The organism is Rhizobium sp. Rhizsp82, assembly GCF_047325115.1.
Classification (GTDB): domain Bacteria; phylum Pseudomonadota; class Alphaproteobacteria; order Rhizobiales; family Rhizobiaceae; genus Rhizobium.
Genome location: NZ_CP168570.1, coordinates 2,882,141 through 2,908,009 on the forward strand (window position 1 = coordinate 2,882,141; position 25,869 = coordinate 2,908,009).

Genomic DNA, 25,869 nt, shown 5'->3' on the forward strand with positions numbered 1-25,869 from the left:
GCGCCCCCACCAACTTAGACGGTGAAGACCTCTTTCCGCAGCAACTCCCACGACGCCTTGTCCGGTGCGATCAGCAGTCCGCCGTCGACATGGTGCGGCAGATAGGGCGAGCCGTCGAAACGGGCAGCATAGGCGCCGGCTTCCTGCGAGATCAATGTCCCCGCCAGGTGATCCCATGGCATCAGCTTGTTGTACGAGAGATAGTGCACATGACCTGACGCGAAGGCGCGGTATTCATGCGCCGCGCAGCGATAGTTGGCGAGGAAGCGCACCTTGGCGAGATTGGCGAGGATTTCAGCGCGCTTCTCCTTGGCGAAGAAGCCGGTCGAGGCCATGCCGACCATCTGGCCGAGCTCGACGGGCTCGGCAACCTTCAGCCGCTCCGTCTCGCCATCCGGCCGCTTCAGCCAGGCACCGCCGCCCTTCTCCGCCAGCACCCAGTCGTCGCCCATCGGATCGTAGATGATCCCGGCCACGGTCTCGCCCTTTGAGACGACGGCGGCCATGACGCCGAAGGCCGGAATGCCCGACGCGAAATTGAACGTGCCATCGACGGGATCGACGATGATCGCGAGATCGGCGCCTTCGAGGCGGTCGAGCAATGCCGGATCCGCCGCGACCGATTCCTCGCCGATGAACAGCGCGTCCGGCCAAAGCTTGGCGGCCTCGGCCTTGATCATCCGCTCGGCCTGTTCGTCAGCCTCCGTCACCAGATCGGTCGCCTCCGACTTGGCGCGGACGTCGCCGCTGCCGAGGCGGCGGAAGCGCGGCAATATCTCGGCCTTCGCCGCCCGCCGGAGGAGATCGGAGAGCGTCGTTACATCAACTTTCGAGGTCATGGCATGTTCCTGTTTCGGGCGTCTGCCCAGTTACTCGCTCTTCGATGACGGTTCGGTGACCATCAGGGACGAAAAATCGAAAAGCTTGGGATCGAGAAGATGCGACGGGTTCACGTGGGCGAGTGCCCTGAGCATCGTATCCTTACGGCCGGGCATGCGCCGCTCGATATCGGCGAGCATATCCTTCATCGCATTGCGCTGCAGGCCGTCCTGCGAACCGCAGAGATCGCAGGGAATGATCGGAAACTGCATGGCAGAAGCGAACTTCGCCATGTCGTCTTCGGCGCAATAGGCCAGCGGTCGCAGAACCATGAGGTTGCCCTCATCGTTGAGCAGCTTCGCCGGCATGGAGGCAAGGCGCCCGCCATGGAAGAAATTCATGAAGAAAGTTTCGAGGATGTCCTCTCGGTGATGGCCGAGCACCAGCGCATCGCAGCCCTCCTCCTTGGCGATCCGGTAGAGATTGCCGCGGCGGAGACGCGAACAGAGCGAGCAATAGGTCGCCCCCTCCGGCACCTTCTCCTTCACGATCGAATAGGTGTCGCGATACTCGATCCGGTGCTTCACGCCGATACCGCTCAGGTATTCCGGCAGGATATGCTTCGGGAAGTTCGGCTGGCCCTGGTCGAGATTGCAGGCGACCAGCTCCACCGGCAGCAGGCCGCGCCACTGCAGATCGAGCAAGAGAGCGAGCAGGCCATAGGAGTCCTTGCCGCCGGAAACGCCGATCAGCCAGCGCTTCTGGCCCTTCAGCATATCGAAATCGTCGAATGCCTGACGCACATTGCGAAGCAGACGCTTGCGCAGCTTGTTGAACGAGACCGAACGCGGCGCATCGGCAAACAGCGCGTGAGCGATACCACCGTCTTCGGTGGTTTCATCGAGGGCGTCGGCAATGTTGGCAGCGATATTCATCGTCTCTTCCGGATCGTCAGTTGATCTGCCTTAGCAGAAAGCAACGGCAGCACACAGCATCAATCGCCGAAAACCGACCAGCCGGTGCGCGCCGCCAGCATTTCCAGCGCCACGGCGCCGAGCTGCGAATTCCCGACCTTGTTGAGGCCTGGCGACCAGACCGCGATCGAGGCGATGCCGGGCGCCACGGCAAAGATGCCGCCGCCGACGCCGCTCTTGCCGGGCAGGCCGACATGATAGGCGAAGTCGCCCGATCCGTCGTAATGGCCGCACATCAGCATCATCGCATTGATGCGCCGCGCCCGCTTCGGCGAAACAACAGAATGACCGGTGACCGGATTGCTGCCGCGAGCCGCCAGGAACAGCCCGGCGCGGGCCAGTTGCTCGCAGGTCATCGACAGCGCGCATTGATGGAAATAGACGCCGAGCACATGCTCGACCGGATGATCGATATTCTTGTAGGCGCGCATGAAATTCGCGAGCGCGAAATTGCGGTAGCCCGTCTGTGTTTCCGAGCGCGCCACTTTCTCGTCGATGGTCACGGATTCGTCGTCTGCCAGATAGCGCACGAAACGCAGCAGCTCACCGATCGCTTCACGCGGCGCATGGCCGGCCATCACGACATCGGTGACGGCAATGGCGCCGGCATTGATGAAGGGATTGCGGGGGATGCCGCTCTCATGTTCCAGCTGGACGATGGAATTGAAGGCCGAGCCCGATGGCTCGCGGCCGACGCGCTTCCACAGACTCTCACCCACCTTGCCGAGCGCCAGCGTCAGCATGAAGACCTTGGAAATGCTCTGGATGGAGAAAGCTACGGCAGCGTCGCCGACGCTGTAGATCTTGCCGTCCGTAGTGGCGATCGTCATCCCGAACTGGTTGGGATCGATCTTGGCGAGCTCGGGAATGTAATCCGCAACCTTGCCCTCGCCGATCCGCGGCGTCAGTTCCTTGTAGATGCTGTCGAGGACTGCCTGCAAATCCACCATGACTTCTCTCCAGAGAACAAAAAAGCCGCCCTGTGAGGCGGCTTTTCCGTATGCGAAAACGCCTCGCGATTAACGCGAATAGAATTCGACCACCAGATGCGGCTCCATGACGACCGGGTACGGAACGTCGGAGAGCGAAGGAACGCGCGCGAAGGTCGCAACCATCTTGTTGTGATCAACTTCGATGTAGTCAGGAACATCACGCTCAGCGAGAGAGATGGATTCCAGAACCGTTACGAGCTGCTTCGACTTCTGGCGAACTTCGATGACGTCGCCGGCCTTGCAGCGGTAAGAACCGATGTTGACGCGGACGCCGTTCACGGTCACGTGGCCGTGGTTCACGAACTGGCGGGCTGCGAAAACGGTCGGGACGAACTTGGCGCGATAAACGATCGCGTCGAGACGGGACTCCAGAAGACCGATCAGGTTTTCGGAAGTGTCACCCTTGCGGCGGTTGGCTTCATCGAAGATCGCACGGAACTGCTTTTCGCGCAGGTCACCGTAGTAGCCCTTCAGCTTCTGCTTGGCGCGCAGCTGCACACCGAAGTCAGAGAGCTTGCCCTTGCGGCGCTGACCATGCTGGCCCGGGCCGTATTCGCGGCGGTTCACCGGGGACTTAGGACGGCCCCAGATGTTTTCGCCCATACGGCGGTCAATCTTGTACTTGGACGATTCGCGCTTGCTCATCGTATTTCCTTTCAGAGTGTTAGAACGGTCTGTTGCCAAACCGCGCGAAGGAAACACGCCCTCCTTTAGCTTTCTCTCGAAAGCCCGACAGGACCAAACCATTACGCGAACGGGATGAATCCACGGGACATGTCAAATGAAACACCGGACATTGCTGCCCGGTGCTGGCGCGGTGTTTATGGATAAGTCACGGGATTGTCAAACGGAATCTGCCGCTGATGCCTCGCCCTCGGCCGGTTCGAGCGAACCCGCAAGCTTGCGCAACAGACCGGACAACGCCCGGCGCTCCCCCTCATCGAGCGCATCGAGGAGACCGAGCTCCCGGCCCATGTCCTCGCGAAAAGCAGCCTCGGCGCGGCGGATACCCTCTGCGGTCAGGACCACGACGAAACTGCGCTTGTCCTGATCGGAGCGCTCGCGCGTGACCAGCCCAGCCTCCTCCAGCCGGTCGAGCCTGTGCGTCAACCCGCCGGAGGAAATCATCAGGTGACGGTAAAGCTCCGTCGGGATCATCCGGTAAGGCGGCCCGGACCGGCGGATCGTCGCGATCACGTCGAACTCGCCGCGATCGAGATGGAATTCCGCAAAGGTCGCCTCGATCGACGGCCGCACAAGATTGGACAGCCGGTAGATGCGGCCGAGAATGCTCATCGGCGTCGTATCGAGATCCGGCAGTTCCCGGGCCCAGAGAGCACGCAAGCGGTCGACATGGTCTTCAGTCGTCATGGTCAAATCCGATTTGTCTTGACGAGAAGATAAATCGGATTATCTTCTCGCTAAGATAAATTGATAGCGAAATCCGGTTCAGGTTCCAAGGGAGGAAATCATGTTCCACGTCATCAGCCGCGAAAATCAGCAGCAGTCCCCGAACCGAACCATTCTCTTTGAAGGCGGCGCGTTCGGCGCACCCGTCTCGATCTTCCTCATAGACAACGAGCCGGGCCAAGGCCCTGCCCTGCATGTCCATCCCTATACCGAAATGTGGATCGTCCGCTCGGGACAGGCGCGCTTCACCGTCGGCGAAGAGACCCTAGACCCCAACCCCGGCGACATCGTCGTCGTCAACGCCGAGACACCCCACTGCTTCAAGAATGTCGGCACGACACGGCTGGAACTGACCTGCATCCACGCCAGCCCGGAAATTATCCAGAGTTGGGTTTGAGCTACATCCGTTGAGAAATATGGCGTTCACCGCTATATTTCATTCTGGGCAATTGGAGATTTCGGATGAAGGCCGTTCTGGCAATCGATGACGACGTCCTGGAAGCTGCGAAGGCCATGGCCGAAGAGCAGCATAAGACGGTCGACGAAATCATTTCCGAACTCGCGCGTCGCTCCATCGAGGAGAACCGTCCGCGGGAGACGCGCAACAATATCCCCCTGCTGCCGCAGCACGCGCAGGGAAAGCCCGTCACCATGAAGATCGTCAACTCTCTCCGAGATGAGAATTCGTGAGCTATCTGCTCGACGTCAATGTGCTGATCGCGCTCGTCGACAGCAATCACGAACATCACGATCCCGCCCATCGATGGTTCGAGAAAAACCGGGATGGATGGGCGACATGCGCGATCACCGAGAACGGCCTGATCAGAATTGTCTCCAACCCGCGCTATCCGAACAGTACGAACTCGCCTGTCGTCGTCGCCGAAATGCTCGCCGCGCTCAAAGCGCTTCCCGGCTATGAATTCTGGCCGGAAGCAATAAGCATTCTGGAAGGCAGTGTCTTCAGGCCGAACCAGCTGCGCTCATACCAGCAGATTACCGACACCTATCTGCTCGGTTTGGCGGTGCGAAATCGCGGCCATCTCGCCACCTTTGACCGGCACATCAGCACCAATGCCGTCATCGGTGGCAGCAGCGCGCTCTATCAGATCGAAATCTAGTTCGCAGCCTTACTCGGCAGCGCTCTTCAGCGCGTCGTCGTCAGGCGCATCTGCTGAACCCGGCGCTGTCTCGGCCTGCAGATCGGGGAACGCGACGATGCGCTTGCCGGTGAAATCCGTGTGGACGACGATCAGGCCCTGTTCTTCGAAATAGCCGAGCAGACGGCGGGCGCGGCGGGCCGAATGGGTGCCGTAGGCGCGGGCGATGCGGGCGTCAGACGGGCATGGTTCGCCGCCGAGCGCTGCCTTCGCCATCATCAGGAACACGCCCTGCAGATCGTCGGTCACGCCATTCGACAGCGAGAGCGCCGTGGCCCAGCCTTCGCTGGCGGCCATTTCGGGATCGACGCCCGAGCGCGATACGGCCACGCGGCGGCGGAAGTCCTGCAGCGACAGCGGCGGACCGGGAACGCGGCGCATGCGCAGACGCACCAGGAATTCCTGATAGAGTACCGAATCCGTGCGGAAGCCCGATGAGGGATCGTCGAGGATTTCGGAGAGAACGCCGGACAGACGTTCCTCGCGCTCTTCGGCGGACAGTTCCGGCTGGCTGGAGCGCGGCTCGGAAGGCGCCGGGACTGCGGCGGGCGCCGAGCGCGATAGCTCGGCAAGGATATCAGTCGTCGGGCGTGGCGCCGGCGCCGCGCGGCGCACGATCGGCCTCTGAAACTCTTCCGGATCCGGAGTGAAGATCAGGTCCTCGACATCCTGCGGCGCATCTGGCAGTGGCATCAGCTTCGGGCTCGACGAACGCGCCGAGGTCTCGACATTGCCGATCTGGATCGGCAGCGGACGGCGAGACAGCGCCGGACCGAGAGCAACGAAATTGCCACGCTTGAGGTCGCGGAACATTTCCGCCTGGCGCCGGTCCATGCCGAGCAGGTCGGCAGCGCGCGCCATGTCGATATCGAGGAAGGTGCGGCCCATCAGGAAGTTCGAGGCTTCGGCCGCGACGTTCTTCGCAAGCTTCGCCAGACGCTGCGTCGCGATGACGCCCGCCAGACCGCGCTTACGGCCGCGGCACATCAGGTTGGTCATCGCGCCGAGCGACATCTTGCGCGCGTCTTCCGAGACATCGCCGCCAACGGAGGGCGCAAACATCTGCGCTTCGTCGACGACGACGAGAACCGGATACCAATATTCGCGGTCGGCATCGAACATGCCGTTGAGAAAGGCGGCCGCAGCACGCATCTGCTGCTCGATATCAAGGCCTTCAAGCGTCAGCACGCAGGAAACGCGGTGCTGGCGGATGCGGTTGGCGATACCGGCAAGCTCTGCCTCGGTGCGCTCGCCATCGACGACGATATGGCCGAATCGGTCGCTCAGCGTCACGAAGTCGCCTTCGGGATCGATGATCACCTGCTGAACCCATTGGGCGGATTGCTCAAGCAGGCGTCGCAGAAGATGCGATTTGCCGGAGCCGGAATTGCCCTGGACGAGCAGGCGCGTTGCCAGCAGCTCCTCGATATCGAGTGTCGCCGGGCTGCTGCCGGACGCCGTTCCCATATCGATGCCAACCTGCAAGTCTGATTCCCCTTAAGATTTCACCGGCGTGTCTAGCATATTCGCCGCCGCGATTGTTACCCGTTTGGCGCAAAAACCCACAGAAAGACGCGAGCGTTCAGACGGCCTCGCGCTCGACCAGCCGGCCGCTATTCTCGGTAGCGCGCGGCGTCAGCATATGCGTGAAGATCAGGCTGACGAACAGCGGCACCATCAGCACCGCAAGCCCGATCCGCAAGCCCCAATATTCACCGATGAAACCGATGATCGGCGGCCCGACGAGAAAGCCGAGCAGCGCCACGAAGGACAGGATCGCCAGGCTCGCAGCCGCCGGGCGGTCGGTCAGCGCCGCCGACGCCGTCACAGCGAGCGGAAAACCAACGGAGACGCCGACGCCGATCGCCGCAAAGCCGAGGAGCGCAAAAGCCGGCGCAGGCGCCACCAGGATGATCAGCATCCCGGCAAGCGAGGCAATCCCGCATCCGCGCGCAATCGCCACAGGCCCGAACCGGCCCTTCATGTAATCGCCGCTGAAACGGCCCGCCGCCACCATGAAGGCGAAGACGGAATAGCCCAGCCCCATCTGCGCACCCTCGGAACCGAAGACATCACGGAGATAAACCGCCGACCAGTCTGCAATCGCGCCCTCGGTCATCGTCACGCCAAAGACGAAGGCGCAGATGCCGATAAGCGCCAGACCGGGCAGCTTGAAGCGGTAAGTCGCGGCGGTCTCCGCATGGTGACTTTCCGGCAGTTTCGGCAGCCGGGTGCTGACGAAGAGCGCAATCGGCAGCACGACGACAGCAATGGCGAGGATCGACCAATGCGGCGGCGCGCCGATGACAATCGCACCGGCGCCGAGCAGGCTGCCGAACATGATGCCGAGGCTCCAGAAGCCGTGCGAGCGGCTCATGATGATCAGCCCGGTCACCTTCTCGGTCAGGTCAGCCTCGACATTCATGCCGAGTTCGACGGTCGAGAGTGCCACACCGAGGATCATCAGCGAGAAGAACAGAAGCGTCACAGTCGGCGCGAAGGCCGGAAGCGAAACGACGGCAAGAAAGAAGACGAAGCCATAGATGATCGCCGCCCGTCCGCCGATGCGCGAGACGACGCGGCCGGCGAAAGACAGGGTCAGCAGCGTACCGATCGGCAGGCCGAGAAGCGCGATCGCGAGATCCGCGGTGCCGAGGTTCAGCTTCGCCTGCACGTCCGGGATACGCGGCAGCCATGCCCCGAAAGCAATCGGCTGCAGGAAGAAAATCAGCATGACAAGTCTTTGAAGCGGCACGGCGCGCATCCCTTCATTCTCAGAGGCGGAAGGCGCCGCTTCTGATTCCCCATCGACAAATCTGCGTCATTGCCGCGCCTAAGGAAAGCGCGGATCACCTATCGCGTGCTGAGGCCGAAACCCTGCATCAGCCGCGCCGTCGCGAAATCGGGATTGCCCGACGTGAAGACGGCGAAGTCGAAATTGTCAGGGTGAACGGCGCCGGCCACCTGCGGGACGAGGCTGCGGGCGCGGCGCGCAATCGCCTCGGCCGGATCGAGCCAGTCGACGGGCCAGGGCGCCAGCCTGCGGAAAAGATTGGCCATGAACGGATAATGCGTGCAGGCGAGCACGACGATATCGGTCTTGTGCCCATCCTTCTCGACGAAGCACTGCTCGATCTCCGCCGTCACGGCCTCATCCGAAACCGTCTCGCCGCGAATATAGGCCTCCGCCATCCGCGCAAGGTTCTCCGAACCGACGAGACGAACGTGGCATTGCTGCGCGAAGGACTGGATCAGATCGCGCGTATAGGCGCGCTTGACAGTGCCGGGCGTCGCCAGCACGGAGACCAGACCGGACCGCGTGCGCTCCGCCGCGGGCTTGATCGCCGGCACGGTGCCGACAAAGGTCATCTGCGGAAAGGCCGCCCTGAGATCGGCGCCGACGAGCGTGAAGGCCGTGTTGCAGGCGATGATGCACACTTCAGGGTCATAGTCGTTCAGCAGTCTGCCGAAGAGCGCGATGACGCGCTCTTTCAAGGCCTGCTCTTCCCAGCCGCCATAGGGAAACCCAGCATCGTCGGCGACATAGATGAAGCCGCGTTCCGGCATCAGCACGCGCGCCTCGCGCAGCACGGTCAGGCCCCCGATACCGGAATCGAAGACCAGGACCGGTTTCAGCTCATTCGCCGCTGACGTCATCTTTCGGCTGTTCCTTGGCAACTGCGGGAGACCGGCTTCCGCGCGGATATTGCCGCGAGAAACGGTCGAGGGAGGAGATTACGCCGCGCAGCACGCTGATTTCCTGTTCAGTGAAAGCGCGGCGGGAAAGGACTGCCCGGAGGTTGTCCACCATTTTGGGCTTTTTCGCGGGCGGATGGAAATAATTACGCGCTTCCAGCGCCTCCTCGAGCTGGTCGAAGAAACCGAAGAGCTGCTCCTTGGTCGACTGTGTCTGCTCCATAGCCTGGAACGGCACGTCGGAGAGGTCCTCCATGCCCGACTTCATCCACTCATAAGACATCAGCAGCACCGCCTGGGCGATGTTCAGCGAGGCAAAGGCGGGATTGACCGGGAAGGTGACGATCTCGTCGGCCAGCGCCACTTCCTCATTGGTGAGGCCCCAGCGCTCGCGGCCGAAGAGGATACCTGTGCCCTCGCCTGCCCGAAATTTCGTCCGCAACGTCTCCGCCGCAACGACCGGAGAGCGTACCGGCTTGAAACCGTCGCGTTCGCGCGCCGTCGTCGCATAGACGAAATTGAGGTCGACAATAGCCTCTTCCAGCGTGTCGTAAACCTTGGTCGCCTCGATGACGTGATCGGCCTTGGACGCCGTCGCCTGCGCCCGCTCGTTCGGCCAGCCGTCGCGCGGATTGACGAGCCGGAGCTCCGAAAGGCCGAAATTCGCCATGGCGCGCGCCACCATGCCGATATTCTCGCCCATCTGCGGTTCGACCAGAATGATCGCCGGTCCCTCGGTCAGAAGTTGCCGCTCGCTGTTTGTGCCTGCCATATGCGCCGTCCTTCCTTTCGAGCCGGAATAGCCCCGCTGGCGGCAAACGGCAAGGCTTATGCCGCCGGATAGAGCCGATCGAGCACGCCGCCGATCATCTCGACGCCCAGCCGCGAACCCTGAGCCGAGATCGGCAGATTGCGTGCCGCGGATGACGGCGACTGCCGCTCGATGAAGAAGCACTCGGACGCACGCGGCGCGATCTCGGCGATCCGCGCTCGCGCCTGTCTCAGCGCAACAACGATCTGCTCGTGGTCGTCGGCACCCGTGTTGCCGCCGTACGAACTCGCGACGATCCGCGCCCAATAGGTCCCCGACAGGAAGATCGCCAGCGTCTGGCGAATAGGTCCCGGCCGCGTCACGACAGACCACGTGGAGCCGAGTGGCCGCGCCGCAACCGTCACATCCCGATAGGCCGCATCGAGAGTCTGCGACAGACCGATCAGCTCATAGCGCGGCTTCCCGTCTATGGTAGCGGCAAGCAGCGCGTCGAGTGCATCGAACCATTTCCGGAGGGCCGCATCGAGCGCGCCGCGGGTGCGCGCCGGGAAGACGAGAAAGGCAACCGCCGTCCCGGCAATCGCGCCGATCAGCGTCTCCTCGAAGCGCAGCGCCAGCAGATCGACGGTCAGCGCCCCGGTCATCCCGTAGACAAGGCAGAGCACGATCGAGATGAAGAAGGTCATCGTCGCATAGGAAATCTGCAGGAAGTAGAAAGCGAGGAAGATACAGACGATGGCGACCGGGATACCGACTGCATCCTCGCTGCCGATCAGCGTCGCCAGACCAAGACCGATCGCAATGCCGAACAGCGTACCGAGCGACCGCTGCAACGCCTTCATCGCGGTGTCGCCGCGCGAATTGGTATTGGTGAACACCAGGAACGAGGCCAGCACGGCCCAGAACCACCGCTCGCGCGACAGGAGCAGACCGAAGCTCATCGCCAGCGCCGCCGCGAGCGTGATCTGCAGCGTCGACCTGATCTGCGGGCTTTTAAGCGAGAAGTCGATCCCGGTGGCGGTAGCCTGGTCCTCCACGGGCAGTATCCCGGCAAAGTTGGTCAGCCGCGCCTCGGCTATTGTCTCCCCTAGGTGACATTTGGTTTCACCGAGCCAGAAAAGCGCCCGTCGCGTCTCCGCTGCAGCATCGGGCGATGCGTCCCTGTCCTCATCGAGCCCCCTGTGCCGGCCCTCGATAATGGCGTGAACGAGGGTGAAATCCGGAACGCTCTGCAGGCTGAGAACGATGGCGCTCTCGGCGGCAAGGTGCAGATCAAAGAGCCGGATCGCCAGTTCCGCTGCCGGGTCGCCGCCCTTGTCGAACACGCCGCCGGCCGGGCGCGGAATGAAGCTTTCGGCCATCAGCACGACTTCCTTCAGCCGCTCCTCCAGCACCCGCAGTTCGCGGCGATCATGCTCGCCGACTTTCCCTTCGGATGCGAGGGCCGCGAGCTTGAACAGGATCTGGTTCACCCTGCCCTGCACGCTTTCCAGCGATCGCAGAAGGTCGCGGCGCCAATCCTCGGGCATGACCATGACGCGCATGACATGCCCCGTCAGCGCCGCAACGACGGGACCGACCGCCACCAGCGGCAGTTCCGCAATGTCGGGCTGGAAATAGGCGCCCATGAAATAGGAGGTGAAGGCGAACATGCCGATCGCAAAGCCGCGCGCCCCAAAGACGCGGGCGGACGCCGCCAGGAAGATCACCACGAGAAAGGCAAGGTCCGAGAGAACCCGGTGGCCCTCCAGCGCCGCCGCGACCCCGACCACCACCAGACTGGCGACACAGCCAAGCAGCCGGGTGACCAGCTGCTGCGCATTGCCCTTGTCGCGCACGGCAACCCCACCCTCGATCGAGAGCAGGATACCGAGACCGTAGGACGCCGTCGGCAGCGGCACGGCGAAGAGGTGGATGGCAAACAGGATGGCGAAGGAGATGACGATTGTCAGCGTCACGCGCGATGCGATCCGCAAGCGCGACAGCGCCGGATCGTTGGCAAGCAACCAGTCGCGAAGATCGAAACCCGAAAACAACAGATAAGCCCTCACGCACCGGAATCTCGAAAGATGCGCTACCCGGACATACCGCCGCAAAGGCCAAAATCAAACGGCTGACGGCGCCTACTGTTTGGCGATCTCGTCCATCGTCGATTTCAGTGAGCTCGTCTCCTTAGTCTCGTCATCCTGCAGCATGATGTCGTCGACGACAGGCTTGCCGTCCTCGGTCACCATCTCGAAACGCACGGTCGAGACCGCCTTCGCCTCGTCGCCATCGGCGCAGCCCATCTTGCGGAAGGAGACGACGACCTCGTCCTCTCCCTCGGCCGTCTTCTGCGGCGTCAGCTTCAGATCCTCGAGCGGGCAAGCGTCCTGACCGTTGATGATCACATCGTAATCGAAGGGCGAAATGCCGTCGTCGACGGCTGGATGTTTGGCCGCTTCACGATACTTGGCGGCGAAATCCTTGCTGTAGAGCTTGTCGAGTTTTGCCGCATCGAAAATGTCGACCCATTCGATGTCGTCGCCCGACCAGTTGTTGACCGTCGCGTCCATGATTTCCTGAACCGGCGCCGGAATATCGGCGGCAGTTGCGAGCGTCGGCAGGCCGGCCAAACCGGCGATCAGCAAGGCAATCGTCTTCATGATGAAATGTCCGTTAACGAAGCAATTGCCGCGGACACTAGCCGAATTCGCGCGCTTGGCAATGGGGCCCAAAATCCGCTTTCGGGGGCGCTTGCGGCTTTGCGTTCCGGGCACACAATGCTATAGCCCTCGGGATTTTAGAAATCACCCGCCACGGGACCCAGTCCCCATCAAGCTTACGAGGCAGATACATGAAAAAGATCAAGGTCGCTAACCCCGTCGCCGATCTCGACGGCGATGAAATGACGCGCATCATCTGGCAGCTTATCAAGGACAAGCTGATCCATCCGTATCTCGACCTCGAAATCGACTATTTCGACCTCTCGGTCGAAAACCGCGACGCCACCAACGACCAGGTCACCGTTGAGGCCGCCAACGCCATCAAGAAGCACGGCGTCGGCATCAAGTGCGCTACGATCACGCCGGACGAAGACCGCGTCAAGGAATTCAACCTCAAGCAGATGTGGAAGAGCCCGAACGGCACGATCCGCAACATCCTCGGCGGCGTCATCTTCCGCGAGCCGATCATCTGCCAGAACGTTCCGCGCCTCGTTCCGGGCTGGACCAAGCCGATCGTCGTCGGCCGTCACGCTTTCGGCGACCAGTACCGCGCCACCGACTTCAAATTCCCGGGCAAGGGCAAGCTGACCATCAAGTTCGTCGGCGAAGACGGCACTGTCATCGAGAAGGACGTCTTCGACGCCCCCGGTTCCGGCGTTGCCATGGCGATGTACAACCTCGACGAGTCGATCCGCGAATTCGCCCGCGCCTCGATGATGTACGGCCTTATGCGCAAGTGGCCGGTCTACCTGTCGACCAAGAACACCATCCTGAAGGCCTATGACGGCCGCTTCAAGGACATCTTCCAGGAAGTCTACGAAGCTGAATTCCAGGATCAGTTCAAGGAACTCGGCATCACCTACGAACACCGCCTGATCGACGACATGGTCGCTTCGGCTCTGAAGTGGTCCGGCGGCTACGTCTGGGCGTGCAAGAACTACGACGGCGACGTCCAGTCCGACACGGTTGCGCAGGGCTTCGGTTCGCTCGGCCTGATGACCTCGGTTCTGCTCACGCCGGATGGCAAGACGGTCGAAGCCGAAGCCGCTCACGGCACGGTTACCCGCCACTACCGCCAGCACCAGAAGGGTCAGGAAACCTCGACGAACTCGATCGCCTCGATCTTCGCCTGGACCCGCGGCCTCGCACACCGCGCCAAGCTCGACGACAATGCCGAACTCGCAAAGTTCGCAGCGACCCTCGAAAAGGTCTGCGTCGACACCGTCGAAGCCGGCTTCATGACCAAGGACCTGGCGCTGCTCATCGGCCCGGACCAGCCCTGGCTCTCCACCACCGCCTTCCTCGACAAGATCGACGAGAACCTGCAGAAGGCCATGGGCGCCTGAGGCGGCCAGCAATAGCAAACAGCAGAACGGCGGGTCTTCCCGCCGTTTTTTGTTTCATCAACAAGGGAACAGAACATGACGACGATCCGCCTGCTCACGCCTTCCGACCGCGCTGCATGGGAGCCGCTGTGGAAGGGCTATCAGAGTTTCTACGAAGTCGTCATTCCGCCTGAGACCACCGATCTCACCTGGGCGCGCTTCCACGCCGCAAACGAGCCGATGCATGCCTTCGGCGCCTTTGACGATGACGGCACGCTGAAGGGTATCGTCCACGCGATCTTCCATCGCTCGACATGGCTGCCGAAATGGACCTGCTATCTGCAGGATCTCTATGTCGAGGCAGACCAGCGCGGGCTTGGCACCGGCGCCGCACTGATCGAGCGTGTCGCCGATCTGGCGCGCGAGAATGGCGCCGGCCGGCTCTACTGGATGACGCACGAGAGCAACGAGCGGGCACGCCGCCTCTACGACCAGATCGCCGAGCGCTCCGGCTTCATCCAATACCGCAAGCAGCTCTGACTGCTGACAGAATCTGGCAGCAGCCTCCTCTAGACATTGCCGCATCGCTGGCCTGCGCCAGATATCGACAATGGAGAAGGAGAGGTCATGACAGAAGAGCTGGTATTCTACACGAACCCGATGTCGCGCGGGCGCATTGCCCGCTGGATGCTGGAGGAAACCGGTGTTCCCTACCGCACGGAAATCCTGACCTTCGGCGGCACAATGAAGGGCGAGGACTATCTCTCGGTCAACCCCATGGGCAAGGTGCCGGCGATCCGCCATAACGGCACTGTCGTCACCGAATGCGCCGCGATCTGCGCTTACCTCGCCGATACCTTCCCTGAGAATGAACTGGCGCCGCGCCCGCAAGAGCGCGGCTCCTATTATCGCTGGATGTTCTTTGCCGCCGGCCCGCTGGAATCGGTCGTCACCATCCGCATGCTCGGCGTCGTCACCCCCGCCGACAAGGCCCGCAGCGTCGGATATGGCAGCTTCGGCGATGTCATGGACACGCTCGAAAAAGCAGTGACCGGGACGCCCTATATCGCCGGCGACCGCTTCACCGCCGCCGATGTCTATGTCGGCTCGCATGTCAGTTGGGGTTTGAATTTCGGCTCCATCGAAAAGCGGCCGGCCTTTGCCGATTATCTCGGCCGCGTCACGAGCCGAGAGGCTTACAAACGCGCCGCCGCAATCGACGACGAGGCGTTGAAGGGCATGCCGCAGGCCGCCTCATACTAGCGGCATATAGATATCCGTCAGCAATCCGGTCGGCGCTGTATCGCGCGGATTGTTGAGATAGTCCTCGAACATCAAGGCATCGCGCAGCTGCCGGCCGGAAACCGGCAGCCACTCGCCATAGAGCCACTGATAAGCCTTGTGCATATCGGCATAGGGTCCCTTGTGGCGCAGAACCGCATATTCGCCGCCATCGATCCGCCGGCGCTCGAACGGCGGATCGGCTGCGATATCCGCGCCGCCGGTAACGCAGGCGATCGAACGCAGCTCCTCGGCCGGAACGATATCGGGATCGTCGAAATAGACGCCGATCATCCGCATGTCGGGTTTCGCCAGCCCCCGGGCATGCAGCGTTCCTAACAGCGTCTCGAACGCCTTGCCGATCTGCATGTAATGTCCGCGATGCGGCACGCCGATCAGATCGATCGGCTCGATGGTCTTCAAGGTCACGTCAAACATGGCTGTTGCCTTTCCTGGCAGCGGAGGTTGGAAGACTGTGTGGCTTCCCTCTTTCCGGTAGCGCGCCGGCGGCATGCCATAGACGGATTTGAAGATCCGGTTGAAAGACTGGAGATTGGGATAGCCGGATCGTTTCGCAATCTCGCTGATATCAAGATCGGTGCGGACGATATCGCCCGCCGCGCGATGCAGCCGCAGCCGCTTGACGGTGGCCGCCAGCGTCTCGCCATGAACCGCGCGATAGATCCTGTGCCAGTGATAGCTCGACATGCAGGCAATCTCGGCCAGCCGCGCCATATCCAGCTCCTCGTCGAGGTGGTCGTAGATATAGGCCGAAACCCGCTGGAGGCGGTTTTCATAGAGAGACCAAGCCGTTTGCCCGTTCATGTCAAACCTCATGCAAATCGATCGGCTGCAGGAAAGCACAGCCCGATTTGACAAATCCTGCGGACTTGCGCGGCCCGCGAATCTTGATAGACCGGAATTCCGGCTCGAACCCAAGAGGATTTCACAATGCCGGATTTTTCAACACTCATGCTCTTTGCCGCTGCAGCCCTGGTGCTGACCGCGACGCCCGGACCCGACATGCTGCTGATCGCCTCGCGCAGCATCAGCCAGGGCCGCGCCGCAGGCTTTCTCACCTACGCCGGAATTGCCGCCGGCACCTATTGCCACGCGCTCGCCGCCGCCTTCGGCCTGTCGCAGCTCTTCGTCACCGTCCCCGCCGCCTATGAGGCCGTCCGCTGGGCCGGCTGCGCCTACCTGCTCTACCTCGCCTACAAGACGATCCGCTCGCAGACGACCGCCTTCGAGCCCACGTCAACGGCGCAGAGGATATCCAGCATCCGCATCTTCACGACGGGCCTGGCGACGAACCTGCTCAATCCGAAGATGGCGCTCTTCGTGCTCGCCCTCTTTCCGCAGTTCATCCAGCCGAATGCCGGTTCGATGGCAAGCCAGATGCTCGTACTGGCAAGCATCCTCAACATCATTGGTTTCGCGGTGAATGGTGCGGTGATCCTGCTCGGAAGCCAGATACGCAATCGCCTCAGGGCGATGCGCCGGTTTCCACGGATGCCGCAATATGCGCTGGCGGCGGTCTTCACCGGGCTCGCCTGCCGGCTTGCTCTGCAGTCGAGGAACTGAGCCGATTGCGGCGCGCTCAGCTCTGGCGCGCCGCCTCCGCCCGCTGCTGGATCAGCGAAAAGATCTCCTCGACGGAACGGTCAAGGCCGCTTGTCGAGAGCGTCAAATAGTCGTTGGATTTTCCAAGCGCGCGATTGTTCAGCCGCACCATGCGCGAAAGCGTCAAAGCGGCGGACGCCTGCGGCGTAACCTGAAGTTCGATGAAACGCTGCTTGTGAAGCTGGAAGACCCGCACCGCCAGTAGATCGCGCCAGGCAATGCGTTCCGGTGCAACTTCCGTTGCCAGCAGGCCCTCGTCGGAAAAATCCAGAACGGGCCGCCGGTCGAAGGCCTTCCATGCGATGGCGATGAAGGCGAGCAGGAAGAAAAGCCCGCCGATAATACCGATGAAAACCGGAAAACCGCCCGCGCCTTCCTTCTGATAGCCGGTGAACCCGACAAAAAGCGCAAGCGCTGTCATGAGCAGCGAAAGAAAGGCGAGACCGATCATCTTGGCCGGAGAGCGGTGGACCTTCATCGAGAACCTCCTGCCCTCCGGGCCTTTATCGATCAGCCGGCGAGCGCAGCCGCAACAGCCTCGATCGCCTCGTCGGCCTTCGATCCATCCGGACCGCCGGCCTGCGCCATGTCAGGGCGACCGCCGCCGCCCTTGCCGCCGAGCGCGGCAGAGGCGATGCGCACGAGATCGACGGCGCTGAAGCGGCCGACCAGATCTTCGGTAACGGCGACGACGGCGCTCGCCTTGCCGTCTTCGGAGACGCCGATCAGCGTCACGACGCCGGAGCCGAGGCTAGCCTTGCCGTCGTCGGCCAGACCCTTGAGGTCCTTCGGATCGATACCCGAAATTGCCTTGCCGAGGAACTTGACGCCGGCCACGTCGCGAACGGCGTCTTCCGAGCCGCCCTGCCCGCCGCCCATGGCAAGTTTGCGCTTGGCATCGGCCAGTTCTTTCTCCAGCTTGCGGCGCTCATCCATCAGCGCTTCGACACGCGACAGCACCTCGCCCGGCTGCACCTTGAGCGCACCGGCCAGAGCCTTGACCCGGTCGTCCTGCTCGGCGAGATAGGCGCGAGCCGCTTCACCGGTAACCGCCTCGAGACGGCGCACGCCCGAGCTGACGGCACTGTCGCCGAGAATGCGCACCAGCCCGATATCACCGGTCGCAGACACATGCGTGCCGCCGCAGAGCTCGATTGAATAAGGCTTGCCGGTCTTGGCGCCATGCAGGCCTTGGCCCATGGCCACGACACGCACTTCCTCGCCGTACTTCTCGCCGAACAGCGCCATAGCGCCCTCGGCACGGGCATCGTCGACGCTCATCAGACGCGTCGTGACCGGTGAATTCTGCAGAATGATCTCGTTGGCCATATCCTCGACCACCTTGAGCTCGTCCGCTGACATCGGCTTCGGATGCGACACGTCGAAGCGCAGGCGGTCGGGCGTGACCAGCGAACCCTTCTGGGCTACGTGGGTACCCAACACCTCGCGCAGCGCCTCATGCAACAGATGCGTTGCCGAATGGTTGGCGCGGATCTGCGAGCGACGGGCATGATCGACCGTCAAGGCCACGGCATCGCCGGCCTTGATCGTGCCTTCGACGACCGTGCCGATATGCACGAACAGACCCTCGCCGCGCTTCTGCGTATCGGTGATCTCGATCTTGGCATGATCGGACGAAATGATGCCGGCATCGCCGACCTGGCCGCCGGACTCGCCGTAGAACGGCGTCTGGTTGACGACGATCTGAACCTTGTCGCCGCTGGCAGCCTGAGCAACGGCAGCACCGTCCTTGACGATCGCCTGGACGACGCCTTCGGCGCTCTCCGTGGCATAGCCGAGAAACTCGCTTGCGCCATGCTTTTCGCGCAGCTCGAACCAGATGGTCTCGGTCGCCTTATCGCCTGAGCCGGCCCAATGCGAACGCGCTTCGGCCTTCTGGCGCTCCATGGCATCGGTGAATCCGCTGAGATCGACGCTGATTTCGCGGGCGCGCAACGCGTCCTGCGTCAGGTCGAGCGGGTTGCAGCCTGCAGGCCAGCGGCTGTTCGCCGTCGAGCGGCGCCTGGCCTCGGCGAGCGCTGCCGAGCCGATCTGCGCGCGAGCAGGCCGGTGCTCAGGGCAGCAACCTGTTCTCCTGCAGCCCAGGTCCTCCAGGACATGCCTGCGCCGCCTGGCCTGGAGGAGGCCCGGCTCGACTACGACCAGGCGCCGCAGCAGTTTCCTGCTGTTCGCCGGCCTGGTGGCCGAGATGGCCTGAAGGACATGGCGCGGCAGGCGATGCAGCAGAGCGATAGCCGCACCTTCCTCGGCGACGGCAGATGCCCGCGATCGCGGCGGCAGAGGAGCGCAGATGGATTTATGACATCCAAGGGCTGTTTGTCGTTTTGCGCCTTGAGCTGTCGTGTTCTCTGGAGGCCTTGACTGTTTCCTTGAACAGCAGCCTGATTGCACAGCCAAGAAATGGCAGTGCCGTGGCTGAGCTGTTGGCTCAGTGCCGGCTGATCGATAAGTGTGCTCTCCATGTCTTCCTGCCACCCTGCCTGTCAGGTACAGCATGAGGTTCAGATCCTGACAGTCCGTCGCTGCTCCTCCCAAGGGTCCAGAGGCTGCCCAGAGCACACTCTGCTGCAGCCAGAAACCTGCTGACTACAGTGTGGGCTCAGACTGCCCATGGCTCCAACACAGTGACAATGTGATGATCCAGCCTGCTGCATGCACTGGCTGATCCCTTCCCATGCAGCTATGCCTGCTGCTGGTGTGAGATGGCCACAGCAGTGCTGGGTATCGATGTCATTCCTGTGATCTGAATCCAGTGCCTGATCTGCTGCCCTTAGGCCAACGTTGAAGGACAGGCTGCTTGAGGACCTGGAGTGTCACAGGAGTGGCGGTGTTTATTAATGTCTGAGGCCTGCTGGCTGCCATGCATGGCCCTCTGTCGCCTGGCTGCTCGCCAAGAAATGCATCCAGAAGATGCTCTTGAACTGCACCATGCTGGCATTGGGCAACACTGCTGCCTGCTGCCAGCAGCAGCATGAGGCTGCTGGCCTGCACATCTGCACGCAATCTGAACAGTCGAAGAGGCACACTGGAGGCCTCACCCACGCCCATGGTTCTTCAGCCATGCTCCTGGCGGTGCCTGTGCCCAACGAGGAGCACGTCTGTGGCTGGCCCATTGCCCAAAGGAAGGCACAAGCTGATAGCCTAGGGCGGCCAGGCATCCAGAAGATGTCCTACCAGAGCCTGGTCTGAATGTGCTCAAGGCCTGTTCCAGCCCTGTCAGAGCGTTTGTTCAGGGTCTGCTGTCACTGTCGCTGCTGCCAAGGCTGTTCCTGTCTGCAGAACAGGCCATGATCAGGCTGGCCCCAGGCACGTCTGATCTTGCAGAAGATCTGATTGCCTGCAGCAGTGACTTTGGTGTTCCATGGTTCCTTGCCAGAGCGTTGGCCAGCAGAGAGAACGAAGTCTGACTTGACGATGCTGGCCTGAGCTGAGATCGATGAGCCTGCTGGACCTCTGGGTGTTCGCCGCTGCGTTGGCGGACAGCTGCTGGAATTCACCCGGGCTGCAGGCGAGCATCTTGTCGGATGACCTGACGTGGTCTGTTGCTTGATCACCCCTTCGCGCTCGATCTGTTGAGGCTGGCGGGATGCCGAGGGCATCCGAGGTGCAGGGACGGGCACACGTCGGTGCCGTCGTCTCAGGCGAACCGAACATGACGCCGATCTTCATGCGGATCTGGTTGATGAAGATCACCATGCAGTTCGACTTCGAGATCGAGGCCGTCAGCTTGCGCAGCGCCTGGCTCATCAGGCGGGCCTGGAGACCCGGTAGGCTGTCGCCCATTTCGCCTTCGATTTCGGCACGCGGCGTCAGCGCTGCGACCGAGTCGACGACGAGAACGTCGACGGCGCCGGAGCGAACCAGCGTGTCGGTGATTTCGAGAGCCTGCTCACCGGTATCGGGCTGCGAGATCAAGAGGTTCTGCAGATCGACGCCGAGCTTGCGGGCATAGACCGGGTCCAGCGCGTGTTCGGCGTCGACGAAGGCGCAGATGCCGCCCTTCTTCTGTGCTTCCGCGATTGTCTGCAGCGCCAGCGTCGTCTTACCGGAGCTTTCCGGTCCGTAAATTTCGATGATACGACCCTTCGGGAGACCGCCGATGCCGAGCGCGATATCGAGGCTGAGAGAACCCGTCGATACGGTTTCGACCTCGATGACGCTGTCCTTCGCGCCGAGTTTCATGATCGAGCCCTTGCCGAACGACCGCTCGATCTGAGAGAGTGCCGCTTCAAGTGCCTTGCTTTTGTCCACCGATTTGTCCTCTACAAGCCGCAATGTATTCTGTGACATTCGATCCACCTTTAGGTTATTGAAGCCGCTCTAGCAATGTCGCCGCCGATGTCGATTTTGTACGTGATTTGTTCTCATTTCGCAAGAGGCGCTCAAGCGGTTGAAAGAAAAAGGTAAATAAGTACGTGTTCTACTTTTGTTTTATCGATGTGAAGCAAGGGCTTAGAGCGCCCGGGCGTCGGCAGCCGGAGAATTTCCCGCAGGCACGATTCGCTAAAACAAGAGCGGCTGGAGCATGACGGTGAAGCGCAAGATTCTCGTTCTCGGCGGCGCTCATGTCGATCGCCGCGGCCGCATTTCCGGCGAGACCGCGCCGGGCTCCAGCAATCCCGGCAGCTGGTTCGAGGAAGCCGGCGGCGGCGGCTTCAATGCCGCTCGCAACCTCGCCCGCCTCGGCTTCGACGTCACGATGATCTCGCCGCGCGGCGGCGACCCGACCGGCGAAATGGTCACCGAGGCGGCCTATGCCGCCGGGATCAACGACCGCCCCTTCGTGTTCCTCGACCGCAAGACGCCGAGCTATACCGCGATCCTCGAGCGCGACGGCAATCTCGTCATTGCACTCGCCGACATGGATCTCTACCGCCTCTTCGTTCCCCGCCGCCTGGCGATCCGCTGGCTGCGCGATGCCTTTGCGGCGACGGATCTGATCCTCTTCGACGCCAACCTGCCTGAGGACACGATCACCGCGATCGTCGCCCGCGCCAACAGCCTCGGCAAGCCAGTTGCCGCGATCGCCATCTCGCCGGCCAAGGTCGTCAAGCTGAAGCCATCGGCTGGCGGCATCGATTATCTGTTCCTCAACGAGGCGGAAGCTGCCGCCCTTGCCGGACAGCGGCCCGAGAATGCCGCCGAATGGGCGTCTCTGCTCGGTGACATCGGGCTGAAGGGCGGCATCGTCACCCGCGGTCAGCGCGAGCTGATCGCCTTTACAGGCGGCGGCGCGATTGCCCTGCAGCCGCCGTCGATAGAGACGGTGGCCGATGTCACGGGCGCGGGAGATTCCCTTGCAGCCGGCGTGCTTTCCGCCATCATGCAGGGATTGCCGCTGGAAGAGGCCGTGCGCCATGGTGCCGCCGCCGCCGCTGTCACCGTGCAGTCACCGCTTGCTGTCAGTGAAAATCTGACGCCGGAACTGCTCCGCGACACGCTGGCACTTGTTCCAGCCGCCAGAATTCTGCATTGAAGCGCGCTTATCGATGAACTGGAAAAGACAATGACGAAACCGATCTCCCCTCAGCTGCCGATTGCCTATTCGAAGGAAGTCGCCGCCGCCAGGCAGCGCGGCGCCCCGCTGGTAGCGCTGGAATCGACCATCATCACCCATGGCATGCCCTACCCCGGCAATATCGAGATGGCCCGCAGCGTCGAGGCGATCATCCGCGAACAGGGCGCTATCCCTGCCACGATCGCGGTCATGCACGGTGTGCTGCATATCGGCCTGGAGCCGGAGGAGCTTGAAAGGCTCGCCAAGGAAAAGGACGTGATGAAGGTGTCGCGCGCCGACCTCGCCTTCTCGATCGCCGAGCGCCGCACCGGTGCGACGACGGTTGCCGCAACGATGATTGCCGCGGCGCGTGCCGGCATCAAGGTCTTTGCGACAGGCGGCATCGGCGGCGTTCACCGCGGCGCTGAGGAAAGCTTCGATATTTCGGCCGACCTGCAGGAACTCGCCCGCACCGGCGTCATTGTCGTCTGCGCCGGCGCCAAGGCGATCCTTGATATTCCGAAGACGTTGGAAGTGCTGGAAACCTCGGGCGTCCCGGTGGTCACCTACGAGAGCGAAGAATTCCCGGCTTTCTGGTCGCGTGCATCGGGCCTGAAGAGCCCGCTGACGCTGAACAGCCCGGCCGCGATCGCCAATTTCCAGGCGACCCGCGAACAGCTCGGCATCGACGGCGGCATGCTGATCGCCAATCCGGTTCCGGAAGCCGACGAAATCCCGCGCGAGGAGATGGAAATCTATATCGAGCGCGCCCTCGACAGCGCCGAGCGTGACGAAATCAGCGGCAAGGCCGTCACGCCCTACCTGCTCAGCACGATCTTCGACCTGACCGATGGCCAGAGCCTGAAGACCAATATCGCGCTGGTCGAAAACAACGCGCGGCTCGCGGCAGAGATCGCCGTGGCGCTGGAAGCCTGATTAGAAAAAAATCTTGCGGGAGGCGGCAACGCCTCCCCGTTCAGTTCTGGTCGAGCGTTTCCTTGACGACGACGGCCAGCTGCTTCAGCGAGAACGGCTTCGGCAGGAAGCCGAACTTCGAGCCCTCCGGCAAGTTGCGGGCGAAGGCATCCTCGGCATAGCCGGACACGAAGATGAACTTCATATCCGGATATTTCTTGCGCAGCTCACGCAGCAGGCTCGGTCCATCCATTTCCGGCATGACGACGTCGGAGACGACGATATCGACCTTGCCTTCCAGCTCGTCCAGAATATCGAGCGCTTCGATGCCAGATCCGGCCTCGTGCACGGTATAGCCGCGCGTCTCCAGCATTCGCTTGCCGCCGCGCCGCACCGCTTCTTCGTCCTCGACGAGCAGGATCACGGCACTGCCGGTCAGATCCTCCGGCTGCTCCGGCTGGGCGGCAACCGGCATCGGCACGACATTGCTGGTTTCGCCCGCCTCGACAGCCTCGGCTTCCGCTGCAATCGCCGGCTCGACGATATGGCGCGGCAGGAATACCCGGAACGTCGTTCCCTTGCCGACTTCGGATTCCGGCTGGATATAGCCGCCCGACTGCTTGACGATGCCATAGACCATGGCAAGGCCAAGACCGGTGCCCTTGCCGACTTCCTTGGTGGTGAAGAACGGCTCGAAGATCTTGTCCATGATCTCGGGCGCGATGCCGGTGCCGGTATCGGCCACCTCGACCAGCACCATATCCTCGGCCGGCATATAGGAATAATTGAAGGCCGCGACTTCCTGGGCCGTCACATTGCGCGTACGCACCGTCAGCTTGCCACCCTCGGGCATGGCATCGCGGGCATTGACGCAGAGATTGATCAGCACCTGTTCGAATTGTGACAGGTCGGTTTTCACCGGCCAGAGATCGCGGCCATATTCGACGTCAAGCTTCACATGCGTACCAGACAGCAGCCGGTCGACGAGCATGCGCAGGTCGCCGACGACATCGGTCAGGTTGAGCACACTCGGGCGCATCGTCTGCTTGCGCGAGAAGGCCAGCAACTGGCGCACCAGCACGGCTGCGCGGTTGGCGTTGCGCTTGATTTCCATCAGATCCGCAAAGCTCGCATCCGAAGAGCGCGCCTGCAGCAACAGATGGTCGGACGAGAGCAGGATCGCCGTCAGCACGTTGTTGAAGTCGTGGGCGATACCGCCGGCCAGCGTGCCGACAGCATTCATCTTCTGCGTCTGCGCCATCTGCGCCTCGAGCGCCTTCTGCTCGGTCACCTCGACGGCATAGACGATCGCAGCCTCCTCCGGCGCCTCGTCGCTCTGGTCGATGACGGCGTTGACGTAGAAGCGGAAGTGCCGCGCCTCGTCGTTGGGTGTGCGGGAATCGATCGGCGGGATATCGCCCTGCCGGTCCTTCGCCGCAGCAAGCGCGGATTGCAGGCGCTCGCGGTCGCTTTCCTGGACGATGGTTTCGAGCAGCGCGCCGTTATCGACGTCGTCGCGCGAGACGATGCCGGAGAACAGCTTCAGGAACGGCGCGTTTGTCCGCAGGATGCGGCCGGTGCCATCGACCGAGGCGATCGCCATCGGCGTATTGTTGAAGAAGCGGGTAAAGCGCATCGCTGCGGCCGAGGCCGACTGCTCGCTCTCCGTTCCGGCCTGGCGGCGTAGCACGATCGTCCGGCTCTCGCCCGGCGCACCGTCACGCATCGAGGTGACGCTGTGAACGATCTGCACCGGCAGGCTCTGACCGTTGGATTTCTTCAGGTCGAGATCGAGCGTATCGGTCTTCTTCAGGCCCGGCTCGGCCTGCACCGACTGGATCAGCGCCAGCCCCTCGCCCGCCACCAGATCGCCGATCGCCATCGAGCCCGGAATGAACTTGGTGAGATCGAGCCCCAGCCACTCGGCAAGCGTCGCATTGAGATAGAAGATCTCGCCCTTGCGGCCCGCCGAGAAGAAGCCGGCAGGCGCATGATCGAGATAGTCAATGGCGTTCTGCAATTCCTTGAAGAAGCGCTCCTGGTCGTCGCGCTCCGAGGTAATGTCGCTGATCTGCCAGATATGCAGCGGCTTGCTGCCGCTTTCCTCGGTCTTCAGCGTGCGCGCCTTCAGCCGGTACCAATGCGCACCGGAGCCATTCGGCGACGGTCCGAGTGCGCGCAGCAGGCGGAACTCTTCCTGGCCCTCGCGTCCCTCGCGCAACCCGTTGGAAAGGCGGTAGAGCGCCTCGTTGGATTCGCGATGGCGCGAGAGAAGCGCTTCCAGCGTCTGCACCTCGGTCGCCTTGCGGGCGCCCGTCAGCTTTCCGTAGGCGCCGTTGGCATAGATGATCCGGCCCTTGTCGTCGGTGATCAGCGAACCGTCAGGGTGGCTGTTGAGGAACGAGCGGGCGAGACTGTCCGACTGACGCTGCGGCATGACTTCGATGAAGCCGATGACCGAGGAGACCAGGAAGAAGATGCCCACCATGGCGAGAACGCCGAGAACACCGAGCACCATCTCGTTATCGAGCGAATTCTTGAACACCACAAAGGCGGCCGCGGCGGCGATCAGCACCAGCGCCAGCAGGATGATGCGAATGGCCGTACCTGAACGTCCTCCGCGATCCACGATCGGGGCATTGTAGTCGTCGGCCTCACGCGGTGTCGTCATCTAGTCCTCGC

The 25,869-nt window shown here is 62.3% G+C and carries 24 protein-coding genes and 2 pseudogenes; 10 read left to right on the forward strand and 16 right to left on the reverse strand.

Annotated elements, in window-relative coordinates; genetic code table 11:
* Positions 1 to 14: 14 nt before the first annotated feature.
* From ACEN84_RS19365 to ACEN84_RS19385, 5 genes are all read right to left on the reverse strand, one after another.
* Positions 15 to 839, reverse strand: coding sequence for an inositol monophosphatase family protein (locus ACEN84_RS19365; RefSeq protein WP_413709584.1), 825 nt, complete (start codon positions 837 to 839; stop codon positions 15 to 17).
* Positions 840 to 869: 30 nt separating this feature from the next.
* Positions 870 to 1,754: a tRNA 2-thiocytidine(32) synthetase TtcA gene (gene ttcA / locus ACEN84_RS19370; protein ID WP_130278224.1), complete on the reverse strand. Its 885-nt coding sequence runs from the start codon at positions 1,752 to 1,754 to the stop codon at positions 870 to 872.
* Between the two features lie 59 nt (positions 1,755 to 1,813).
* A complete protein-coding gene (locus ACEN84_RS19375) occupies positions 1,814 to 2,743 on the reverse strand; it encodes a glutaminase (protein ID WP_203428775.1) in 930 nt (309 codons plus the stop codon).
* A gap of 69 nt (positions 2,744 to 2,812) precedes the next feature.
* Positions 2,813 to 3,430, reverse strand: coding sequence for a 30S ribosomal protein S4 (rpsD, locus tag ACEN84_RS19380; protein ID WP_112716485.1), 618 nt, complete (start codon positions 3,428 to 3,430; stop codon positions 2,813 to 2,815).
* Between the two features lie 198 nt (positions 3,431 to 3,628).
* On the reverse strand, positions 3,629 to 4,156 hold the full coding sequence (locus ACEN84_RS19385; RefSeq protein WP_413709585.1) for a MarR family winged helix-turn-helix transcriptional regulator: 528 nt from the start codon (positions 4,154 to 4,156) through the stop codon (positions 3,629 to 3,631).
* 100 nt (positions 4,157 to 4,256) lie between these two features.
* On the opposite strand from ACEN84_RS19385, the gene ACEN84_RS19390 reads away from it, so the two are divergent.
* The 3 genes from ACEN84_RS19390 (at position 4,257) to ACEN84_RS19400 (ending at position 5,313) form a co-directional block, all read left to right on the forward strand.
* Positions 4,257 to 4,592 (forward strand): cupin domain-containing protein, encoded by a 336-nt coding sequence (locus ACEN84_RS19390; protein ID WP_413709586.1) that lies wholly within the window; start codon positions 4,257 to 4,259, stop codon positions 4,590 to 4,592.
* Between the two features lie 65 nt (positions 4,593 to 4,657).
* A complete protein-coding gene (locus tag ACEN84_RS19395; protein WP_413709587.1) occupies positions 4,658 to 4,885 on the forward strand; it encodes a CopG family transcriptional regulator in 228 nt (75 codons plus the stop codon).
* A complete protein-coding gene (locus tag ACEN84_RS19400) occupies positions 4,882 to 5,313 on the forward strand; it encodes a TA system VapC family ribonuclease toxin (protein ID WP_413709588.1) in 432 nt (143 codons plus the stop codon). Before ACEN84_RS19395 ends, ACEN84_RS19400 begins: the two co-directional genes overlap by 4 nt.
* Before the next feature lie 9 nt (positions 5,314 to 5,322).
* Here ACEN84_RS19400 and ACEN84_RS19405 read toward each other — a convergent pair whose 3' ends face one another.
* From ACEN84_RS19405 to ACEN84_RS19430, 6 genes are all read right to left on the reverse strand, one after another.
* Positions 5,323 to 6,837, reverse strand: a complete 1,515-nt coding sequence (locus tag ACEN84_RS19405; RefSeq protein ID WP_413709589.1) for a helicase HerA domain-containing protein — start codon at positions 6,835 to 6,837, stop codon at positions 5,323 to 5,325.
* Positions 6,838 to 6,934: 97 nt separating this feature from the next.
* Positions 6,935 to 8,107: an MFS transporter gene (locus tag ACEN84_RS19410; protein WP_413709590.1), complete on the reverse strand. Its 1,173-nt coding sequence runs from the start codon at positions 8,105 to 8,107 to the stop codon at positions 6,935 to 6,937.
* 98 nt (positions 8,108 to 8,205) lie between these two features.
* The gene (gene murI / locus ACEN84_RS19415) at positions 8,206 to 9,009 is read right to left on the reverse strand and encodes a glutamate racemase (protein WP_413709591.1); all 804 of its coding nucleotides are present in this window, start codon (positions 9,007 to 9,009) and stop codon (positions 8,206 to 8,208) included.
* Positions 8,990 to 9,820: an RNA methyltransferase gene (locus tag ACEN84_RS19420; protein ID WP_413709592.1), complete on the reverse strand. Its 831-nt coding sequence runs from the start codon at positions 9,818 to 9,820 to the stop codon at positions 8,990 to 8,992. The genes murI and ACEN84_RS19420 overlap by 20 nt, the downstream gene beginning before the upstream one ends.
* Positions 9,821 to 9,876: 56 nt before the next feature.
* Positions 9,877 to 11,856 carry an FUSC family protein gene (locus ACEN84_RS19425; protein ID WP_413709593.1) on the reverse strand — a complete coding sequence of 660 codons (1,980 nt, stop codon included), beginning with the start codon at positions 11,854 to 11,856 and terminating at the stop codon, positions 9,877 to 9,879.
* A gap of 87 nt (positions 11,857 to 11,943) precedes the next feature.
* On the reverse strand, positions 11,944 to 12,465 hold the full coding sequence (locus tag ACEN84_RS19430) for a hypothetical protein (RefSeq protein WP_112716503.1): 522 nt from the start codon (positions 12,463 to 12,465) through the stop codon (positions 11,944 to 11,946).
* Between the two features lie 191 nt (positions 12,466 to 12,656).
* Here ACEN84_RS19430 and ACEN84_RS19435 point away from each other — a divergent pair, with 191 nt between their 5' ends.
* The 3 genes from ACEN84_RS19435 (at position 12,657) to ACEN84_RS19445 (ending at position 15,113) form a co-directional block, all read left to right on the forward strand.
* Positions 12,657 to 13,871: an NADP-dependent isocitrate dehydrogenase gene (locus tag ACEN84_RS19435; protein ID WP_413709594.1), complete on the forward strand. Its 1,215-nt coding sequence runs from the start codon at positions 12,657 to 12,659 to the stop codon at positions 13,869 to 13,871.
* A gap of 75 nt (positions 13,872 to 13,946) precedes the next feature.
* Positions 13,947 to 14,390, forward strand: coding sequence for an N-acetyltransferase family protein (locus tag ACEN84_RS19440; RefSeq protein WP_413709595.1), 444 nt, complete (start codon positions 13,947 to 13,949; stop codon positions 14,388 to 14,390).
* Between the two features lie 87 nt (positions 14,391 to 14,477).
* Positions 14,478 to 15,113, forward strand: coding sequence for a glutathione S-transferase family protein (locus ACEN84_RS19445; protein ID WP_413709596.1), 636 nt, complete (start codon positions 14,478 to 14,480; stop codon positions 15,111 to 15,113).
* On the opposite strand, the gene ACEN84_RS19450 is transcribed toward ACEN84_RS19445, so the two are convergent.
* On the reverse strand, positions 15,105 to 15,956 hold the full coding sequence (locus tag ACEN84_RS19450; RefSeq protein WP_413709597.1) for an AraC family transcriptional regulator: 852 nt from the start codon (positions 15,954 to 15,956) through the stop codon (positions 15,105 to 15,107). The two genes, ACEN84_RS19445 and ACEN84_RS19450, sit on opposite strands and share 9 nt — an antisense overlap.
* A 126-nt stretch (positions 15,957 to 16,082) precedes the next feature.
* Here ACEN84_RS19450 and ACEN84_RS19455 point away from each other — a divergent pair, with 126 nt between their 5' ends.
* Positions 16,083 to 16,715 (forward strand): LysE family translocator, encoded by a 633-nt coding sequence (locus ACEN84_RS19455; protein WP_413709598.1) that lies wholly within the window; start codon positions 16,083 to 16,085, stop codon positions 16,713 to 16,715.
* Between the two features lie 16 nt (positions 16,716 to 16,731).
* Here ACEN84_RS19455 and ACEN84_RS19460 read toward each other — a convergent pair whose 3' ends face one another.
* Both ACEN84_RS19460 and ACEN84_RS19465 read right to left on the reverse strand, forming a co-directional pair.
* Positions 16,732 to 17,232: an STM3941 family protein gene (locus ACEN84_RS19460; protein ID WP_203428765.1), complete on the reverse strand. Its 501-nt coding sequence runs from the start codon at positions 17,230 to 17,232 to the stop codon at positions 16,732 to 16,734.
* A 32-nt stretch (positions 17,233 to 17,264) separates the two neighbouring features.
* Positions 17,265 to 18,734 (reverse strand): annotated as a pseudogene (locus ACEN84_RS19465) (alanine--tRNA ligase-related protein); the annotation flags it as partial.
* A 299-nt stretch (positions 18,735 to 19,033) separates the two neighbouring features.
* Here ACEN84_RS19465 and ACEN84_RS19470 point away from each other — a divergent pair.
* Positions 19,034 to 19,273 carry a hypothetical protein gene (locus tag ACEN84_RS19470; RefSeq protein ID WP_413711353.1) on the forward strand — a complete coding sequence of 80 codons (240 nt, stop codon included), beginning with the start codon at positions 19,034 to 19,036 and terminating at the stop codon, positions 19,271 to 19,273.
* Between the two features lie 1,132 nt (positions 19,274 to 20,405).
* On the opposite strand, the pseudogene recA reads toward ACEN84_RS19470, so the two are convergent.
* Positions 20,406 to 21,065, reverse strand: a pseudogene (recA, locus tag ACEN84_RS19475) (recombinase RecA); the annotation flags it as partial.
* Between the two features lie 241 nt (positions 21,066 to 21,306).
* Here recA and ACEN84_RS19480 point away from each other — a divergent pair.
* Both ACEN84_RS19480 and ACEN84_RS19485 read left to right on the forward strand, forming a co-directional pair.
* Positions 21,307 to 22,251 carry a carbohydrate kinase family protein gene (locus ACEN84_RS19480; RefSeq protein ID WP_413709599.1) on the forward strand — a complete coding sequence of 315 codons (945 nt, stop codon included), beginning with the start codon at positions 21,307 to 21,309 and terminating at the stop codon, positions 22,249 to 22,251.
* Positions 22,252 to 22,281: 30 nt separating this feature from the next.
* Positions 22,282 to 23,208, forward strand: coding sequence for a pseudouridine-5'-phosphate glycosidase (locus ACEN84_RS19485; RefSeq protein WP_413709600.1), 927 nt, complete (start codon positions 22,282 to 22,284; stop codon positions 23,206 to 23,208).
* A 40-nt stretch (positions 23,209 to 23,248) separates the two neighbouring features.
* Here the strand turns inward: ACEN84_RS19485 and cckA are convergent, their stop codons facing one another.
* Positions 23,249 to 25,858 (reverse strand): cell cycle histidine kinase CckA, encoded by a 2,610-nt coding sequence (cckA, locus tag ACEN84_RS19490; protein ID WP_413709601.1) that lies wholly within the window; start codon positions 25,856 to 25,858, stop codon positions 23,249 to 23,251.
* Positions 25,859 to 25,869 lie beyond the last annotated feature (11 nt).

Excerpts from the sequence above, each read along its gene's own strand:
- rpsD (WP_112716485.1), bottom strand. The coding sequence starts at position 3,430 with ATGAGCAAGCGCGAATCGTCCAAGTACAAGATTGACCGCCGTATGGGC.
- murI (WP_413709591.1), bottom strand. The coding sequence starts at position 9,009 with ATGACGTCAGCGGCGAATGAGCTGAAACCGGTCCTGGTCTTCGATTCC.
- ACEN84_RS19450 (WP_413709597.1), bottom strand. The coding sequence starts at position 15,956 with ATGAACGGGCAAACGGCTTGGTCTCTCTATGAAAACCGCCTCCAGCGG.
- ACEN84_RS19440 (WP_413709595.1), top strand. The coding sequence starts at position 13,947 with ATGACGACGATCCGCCTGCTCACGCCTTCCGACCGCGCTGCATGGGAG.
- ACEN84_RS19365 (WP_413709584.1), bottom strand. The coding sequence starts at position 839 with ATGACCTCGAAAGTTGATGTAACGACGCTCTCCGATCTCCTCCGGCGG.
- ACEN84_RS19375 (WP_203428775.1), bottom strand. The coding sequence starts at position 2,743 with ATGGTGGATTTGCAGGCAGTCCTCGACAGCATCTACAAGGAACTGACG.
- ACEN84_RS19435 (WP_413709594.1), top strand. The coding sequence starts at position 12,657 with ATGAAAAAGATCAAGGTCGCTAACCCCGTCGCCGATCTCGACGGCGAT.
- ACEN84_RS19455 (WP_413709598.1), top strand. The coding sequence starts at position 16,083 with ATGCCGGATTTTTCAACACTCATGCTCTTTGCCGCTGCAGCCCTGGTG.
- ttcA (WP_130278224.1), bottom strand. The coding sequence starts at position 1,754 with ATGAATATCGCTGCCAACATTGCCGACGCCCTCGATGAAACCACCGAA.
- ACEN84_RS19470 (WP_413711353.1), top strand. The coding sequence starts at position 19,034 with ATGCCCGCGATCGCGGCGGCAGAGGAGCGCAGATGGATTTATGACATC.
- ACEN84_RS19390 (WP_413709586.1), top strand. The coding sequence starts at position 4,257 with ATGTTCCACGTCATCAGCCGCGAAAATCAGCAGCAGTCCCCGAACCGA.
- ACEN84_RS19445 (WP_413709596.1), top strand. The coding sequence starts at position 14,478 with ATGACAGAAGAGCTGGTATTCTACACGAACCCGATGTCGCGCGGGCGC.
- ACEN84_RS19460 (WP_203428765.1), bottom strand. The coding sequence starts at position 17,232 with ATGAAGGTCCACCGCTCTCCGGCCAAGATGATCGGTCTCGCCTTTCTT.
- ACEN84_RS19385 (WP_413709585.1), bottom strand. The coding sequence starts at position 4,156 with ATGACGACTGAAGACCATGTCGACCGCTTGCGTGCTCTCTGGGCCCGG.
- ACEN84_RS19420 (WP_413709592.1), bottom strand. The coding sequence starts at position 9,820 with ATGGCAGGCACAAACAGCGAGCGGCAACTTCTGACCGAGGGACCGGCG.
- ACEN84_RS19430 (WP_112716503.1), bottom strand. The coding sequence starts at position 12,465 with ATGAAGACGATTGCCTTGCTGATCGCCGGTTTGGCCGGCCTGCCGACG.
- cckA (WP_413709601.1), bottom strand. The coding sequence starts at position 25,858 with ATGACGACACCGCGTGAGGCCGACGACTACAATGCCCCGATCGTGGAT.
- ACEN84_RS19395 (WP_413709587.1), top strand. The coding sequence starts at position 4,658 with ATGAAGGCCGTTCTGGCAATCGATGACGACGTCCTGGAAGCTGCGAAG.
- ACEN84_RS19485 (WP_413709600.1), top strand. The coding sequence starts at position 22,282 with ATGACGAAACCGATCTCCCCTCAGCTGCCGATTGCCTATTCGAAGGAA.